The sequence below is a fragment of the Silvibacterium sp. genome, assembly GCF_047605705.1.
Classification (GTDB): Bacteria; Acidobacteriota; Terriglobia; order Terriglobales; family Acidobacteriaceae; genus Silvibacterium.
In genome coordinates, this window is record NZ_JASGFD010000102.1 from 1 (window position 1) to 5,895 (window position 5,895).

Annotated in this window: 4 protein-coding genes and 1 pseudogene; 2 read left to right on the forward strand and 3 right to left on the reverse strand. The window is 61.0% G+C overall.

Annotated features, from left to right (window positions below):
* A pseudogene (locus tag QM649_RS19975) lies at positions 1-341 on the reverse strand (cyclase); the annotation flags it as partial.
* Positions 342-521: 180 nt separating this feature from the next.
* Between QM649_RS19975 and QM649_RS19980 the strand changes: the two are divergent.
* Both QM649_RS19980 and QM649_RS19985 read left to right on the forward strand, forming a co-directional pair.
* On the forward strand, positions 522-2,000 hold the full coding sequence (locus QM649_RS19980; protein WP_415200838.1) for a DUF4139 domain-containing protein: 1,479 nt from the start codon (positions 522-524) through the stop codon (positions 1,998-2,000).
* Positions 2,001-2,389: 389 nt separating this feature from the next.
* Complete coding sequence (locus QM649_RS19985) at positions 2,390-4,243, forward strand: hypothetical protein (protein WP_415200839.1); 1,854 nt, start codon at positions 2,390-2,392, stop codon at positions 4,241-4,243.
* A 57-nt stretch (positions 4,244-4,300) separates the two neighbouring features.
* On the opposite strand, the gene QM649_RS19990 is transcribed toward QM649_RS19985, so the two are convergent.
* A complete protein-coding gene (locus QM649_RS19990; RefSeq protein ID WP_415200840.1) occupies positions 4,301-4,948 on the reverse strand; it encodes a TetR/AcrR family transcriptional regulator in 648 nt (215 codons plus the stop codon).
* A gap of 3 nt (positions 4,949-4,951) precedes the next feature.
* Complete coding sequence (locus QM649_RS19995; RefSeq protein ID WP_415200841.1) at positions 4,952-5,698, reverse strand: ABC transporter permease; 747 nt, start codon at positions 5,696-5,698, stop codon at positions 4,952-4,954.
* Between the last annotated feature and the right edge of the window lie 197 nt (positions 5,699-5,895).

Sequence of the window (5,895 nt, forward strand, 5' to 3'; positions counted from 1 at the left end):
CGCCAGCTTGCGAAAGGGCCGCGCTCCTGCACATCGCAGAAGTGGTCGTTCCAGACGAACTCGGCAATCGTCGCCTCCCACGGCAGGCGCACCGGGGAAAACGGGAGCGGGCGAAAGCTGATCGTAATTTTCGATCCGGCTCCTGCGGAGAGTGGGCGCTTGCGTGATCCGGTAAACGAGCCGGAAGGCGCGGGGGGAGGAGGAACGATGAAGGCCTCTTCGATGCGCGTCTTCTGCCACGCAGGCATCAGCGCCGGCAGGTTGTGCGGATCGGCCAGAAACGCGAAGACGAACGGCAGGCTGTACGGCAGCCACTGCGTGGCCTCGAAGCGGTGCTCCATGGCTCCAACATACAGCAGCGCAATACCTTCAGCGCCTCCACCTGCGGCGCACGCGCACATATGCTTATCGCGATATCAAACTTATGTACCCAGCGGATTTCCGACGCATGCATAGGAACAAAAGGGTATCCTGCGGAGTCCAAGGGATTGTTGTCTGAGATACCAGGCTGGAGGTGCGGTTTGCACGCTGGACGGAAACTGGCAGGAGTATTGCTCTTCACGGCGGCTGCGGCCATGGCACAGCAGAGCGGCAGCAATGCATCGGCTGCCAATGAAACTTCAGGAACCTCGCTGACGATTTACAACAGTGATCTCGCCATCGCCCGAGCCACCGTCGATCTCGATCTGAAAGCTGGCGCCAACGAGGTGACCACCAGCAAGGTCACCAGCCAGCTCGAGCCCGACTCCGTCGTACTGCGCGATCCGGCGGGCAAGCATCCGGTACAGATCCTCGAGCAGAACTACGATGCCGCAGTGGCCACGCAGGATTGGATGCTCAGCAAGTACGAAGGCCAGACAATCCAGTTCCAGGTGACACATGGCGACCAGACACAGATCGTCTCCGGCCGCATCCTGCGCGCACCCAGCGCAAACGAGAAAGAACCGCTGATCGAGGTAAACGGCCAGCTGCAGTTCAAACTCCCGGGACTGCCGCTCTTCCCTGCCTCCACCGATGGCCTGCTGCTGAAGCCGACGCTGCGCTGGAAGATCGCCTCAGACAGCAGCGAACACTTCCCTGCCGAGCTCAGCTATCTCACACACGGCTTCCACTGGAATGCGACTTACAACATCGTCTCGACGACTGGAGGCGCATCGACCTCGGGCGACGAACCGATGGATCTCGTGGGATGGGTAACGATCAGCAACAACAGCGGCACCGATTTCTCCGATGCGAAGGTGAAGCTGATGGCCGGGGATGTGGCACAGGTGCAGGCTGCCATGCCCCGCATGCTTGCGGTAGGAAAGGTGATGATGGCGCAAGCAGCCATGCCGCAGGTGACGCAGCAATCCTTCGACGACTTCCACCTCTACGATCTGAACCGCTCCGTCACACTCAAGGATCGCGAGACAAAGCAGATCGAGTTCCTGCGCGCCAATGCCATCCCGGTCAAACGGACGTATGTCTATGACGGATCCGAGAGCACGTTCGAGCCGATGCCTGGGGCAGCCTACGACGACCGCGGCCAGGGCACCAACAGCATCAAGACCGTCCGCATCGAGCAGGAGTTTGTAAACAGCAAGGCGAATCACCTGGGCATACCACTGCCTGCCGGAACGCTCCGCTTCTATCGCCGCGATGCCGACGGCCAGATGGAATTTGTCGGCGAGAACAGCATCCGCCACACGCCGGAAGACGCGACCGTACACCTGACAACCGGCAACGCCTTCGACGTAACCGGTGACCGGAAGCAGACTTCGTTCCGGTCGAACAGCGACCTCCACACCATCGACGAGTCCTACACCATCACGGTAAAGAACGCGAAGGAATCGCCGGTTCAGGTGAATGTGACGGAGCATCTTTTCCGCGCGGCCAACTGGGACATCGTGGAGAAGAGCACCGCCTTCGAGAAACAGGACAGCGCAACGGTGATATTCCCGGTGACCGTGCCGGCGCATGGACAGCAGACCGTGACCTACACCGTGCATTACAGCTGGTAGGAAACAACTTCCGTTCAAAGGCCGGCTTTGAGCCGGCCTTTTCTATTTTCCCCGCCGCCTGATCCAGGTCCAGCTATGGCCCACGATCCAAAGCGCTTAGGCACACTTCCGCGCCCGCGGATCGCGATTGCGCGCCATCCATCCGGCCAGATGAGATCGCAATCGCGCCAGATTTGTCCCCATATTCATTGAAATTTCGCAGGAAATTCACAGGCGACTGCCACGATCAGTAACGGGCGGCGCGGGCTGCCTTGTAAAGAAAAAAGCACTGCCCTCACAGTGCCGGTCCGCGCGTGCGGCAACGCTCCAGCAACTGCTGCATGCCTGCTTGTCTCTAGCTCCTTTCAGGGCTCGGGCAGGTCAACGGAATAACTCTGATGAGAGGCCGAATGAACACCAATTTGAAAACGCTCGCAGGCATGATCCTGATGGCAACCGTGGTTGCCGCCCAGGCTCAGACCGAGGCGACGTCCACGGCAAAGAAGCCCGCCACGAAGAAAGCTCACGCGGCGGCGGCGAAGAAGCCGTCCATTGAATCCCAGATTGAAGCGCTCCGCCAGGAGATGGATTCCCAGCGTTCGCAGATCAACAACCTTCAGCAGCAGCTGACCCAGAAGGACGCCCAGCTCCAGCAGGCGCAGCAGTCGGCTGCAGCCGCACAGTCCGCCGCCGAACAGGCGCAGCAGGCTGCCACGGCGCAGCAGGCGCAGGTCACCGAGACTCAGCAGAACGTTGCCAGCCTCCAGGGCGCGGTCGGCGACCTGAAGACCAACACCCAGTCCATCGTGACCACGGTGCAGGATCAGCAGGCTCAGGTAAAGAAGGCGATCGAGTCGCCTGACACCATCCACTTCAAGGGCATCACGCTTTCACCGACGGGCAGCTTCGTCGAATTCGCGACCGTGGATCGCAACCGCGCGACCGCTTCCGATATCCCGACCCCGTTCAGCAGCATTCCGCTCGAGTACTCTGACGCTGGCCAGATGAGCGAGTTCTACATGACCGGCCGTCAGTCGCGTGTCGCGCTCGACGCCATCGGCAAGGTCGGCAATGGCACCATCCGCGGCTACTACGAAGCGGATTGGCTCGGCACCGGCGTCACCTCGAACAACAACCAGTCGAACAGCTACGTGCTGCGCCAGCGCCAGATCTGGGCGCAAGCGGCTCTGAACAATGGCTGGTCGTTCACCGGCGGTCAGATGTGGTCGCTCGCGACGGAATACACCAGGGGCCTGATGAACAAGTCCGAGGCGGTGCCGCTCACCATCGACCCGAACTATAACGTCGGCTTCGTATGGGCTCGTCAGCCTGGCTTCCGCGTTGTGAAGACCTTCAGCCCCAAGTTCTCGATCGCGGTTTCGGCCGAACAGGCGCAGACGCTCAGCCCCTCCTGCACCGGCGAAAACTTTGCCGGTTCGGCCTCCATCGCCTGCGCTACGAACTATATTGTCGGTGCTCCGGGTACGGGCAGCGGCCTCTACAACGGCGGCGGCGCCCCGGGCGCGAGCTCGTCGGCTCCTCTGACGGGCTACACCTACAACCTGGCCCCGGATTTCATCGCGAAGGTCGCCTACGACGGTTACGGTCACTATGAACTGTTCGGCATCGCGCGCTTCTTCCGTGACCGCATCTACCCGAGCACGACCTCGGCGGCCGGTGCGTATAACAACACGACGGTCGGCGGCGGTATCGGTGGCAGCGCCCTGGTTCCGGTCTTCCGTCACAAGCTCGACCTGGGCATCAAGGGCCTGTACGGCGATGGCACGGGCCGCTACGGCGCGACGCAGCTCTCGGACGTCACGGTTCGTCCCGATGGCGCTCTCTCGCCGCTGCATAGCTTCTCCGGCATGGCCACCATCGATGCGCATGCGACCAAGCGCCTCGACGTCTACGCCTACTACGGCGGCGACTACGTAGGCCGCGACTACGTGACGACCTCGACCGGTGAAGTCGGCTACGGCATCTACACGGCGAACAACAGCAAGTGCTACACCCAGCCTGTTCCGGGCACGGGTACCGGCACCGGCTACTCGCCGACCAGCGCCACCTGCGGCGGCTCCAACAAGGACACGCAGGAATTCACCACCGGTTACTGGTACAACTTCTACGACGGTCCTGCCGGCCGCCTGCGTCAGAGCATCCAGTACAGCTGGGTCTACCGCGGCATTTGGTCCGGCATCGGCGGCGGAGCCAACACCTCCGACAACGTTCTCGAAACCTCCTTCCGCTACTACCTCCCGTAGTCCGGAAGCAACCGAAAAGCGAAAGGGCATCCTCTCCGGATGCCCTTTCGCTTTTACTTATTTATTCCTGATCTTCTTTACGCTCCCCTTCTTTGCTGCGCCCTTCGCGGCCTTTGCAGGCTCTTTCGCCGACCAGGCCCGCAGAAACGCATCGACCGTCTCCCTCTCGATGTTGGGAGGTCCGGCATATCCCATCTTCCGCACAAAAATATTGCGGTAGACGACCGGCCCCAACAGCAGCGCCATGCCAATCTCCGGATCCAGCCCACTGCGTAGCAGGCCTTCGGTCTCACCACGGCGAAGCTGCGCCCCCATCACGGCACGGATGGGAGCCACAACCTGCGACCTCCATACGATCCCAAAACCCTCGTTGCGCGAAGCATAGGCGATAAGGTGCGGCATCATCCGCTCACGCAGCGATTTGCGCTCGGGCACGGGCTGGTACTCCAACTGCGCAATAAGATCGGCGCGATAATCGCCTGTCGTAAAGACCGGCAACGGCGTATCGAGCCCATGCAGGTAGCCCACGACCTCGAGACAGAGTTTGTCCTTGTCCGGCCAGTGCTTGTAGATGGTCGCCTTGCTCGCGCCGGCAGATTCAGCGATGGCATCCATGCTGGTCGCATCGATGCCCCGCTCGGAGAAGAGCTTCACTGCCGCTTCAAGAATGTTCTTATGGACTACTGCGCTGCGTGTTCTCGCCATGCTCTATGCTTCGATTTTAGAGAACAGATACGCGCCCAGGCTGAGGAAGATCACGGCAATGCCGGCCAGCAGCCCGAAATCGAAGGGCAAGCTGAAATGCCATGCATGGATAAGCGAGCCGCGCAGTCCATCCACGCCATAGGCAAGCGGATCGAGATGCGTGACCACTCTCATGACCGGACCCAGGTTCGCCAGCGGATAGAGCGCGCCGGAGAGAAAGAAGATCGGCATCACCAGGAAGTTCATCACTAGCTGAAACCCCTGCATGTCCTTGATGATCGAGCCGATCGCGGTACCCAGCGCGGAGAAGACCACGGCAATCATGACCACAAAGAGGAAGGCCGTGGGAATCGCCATCCAGCTCTGCGGGCGAAAGCCGGCGATCAGGCAGATGGCGAGAATCAGCGTTCCCTGAATGACCGCGACCGTCGCTCCACCCAGCGTGCGGCCCAGCATGATCTGCATGCGCGAGACCGGCGCGACCAGCGTTTCTTTGAGAAAGCCGAACTGGCGATCCCACAGCATGGCGATGCCGGAGAAGACCGAGCTGAAGAGCACCGTCATGCCGACGACGCCCGGCGCCATGAACTGCAGATAGCTGCCGTGCCCAGCCTGCTGAAAAACCGGGCCAAAGCCGAAGCCCAGTGCCAGCAGATAGAGACAGGGCTGCCCCAGCGAAACGACGATCTGCACGCGCGAGCGAACGTATCGCTTCAGCTCACGCAGCCAGAGAATATAGATAGCGCCCATACGGTTACAAATCCTTTCGCGTGGTGACGCGTCTTATCTACGTCCGAACATCTGCGCGACCTGCCGCAGCTGATCCTTGCTGTTCGCGCTCTCATCGCGCAGCGAGCTTCCGGTGAGCGCGAGGAAAGCAGCCTCGAGCGAATCGGTCTTCGTCTGCTCTTTGAGCTGGGCGGATGTGCCCTGCGCAATAATCTGGC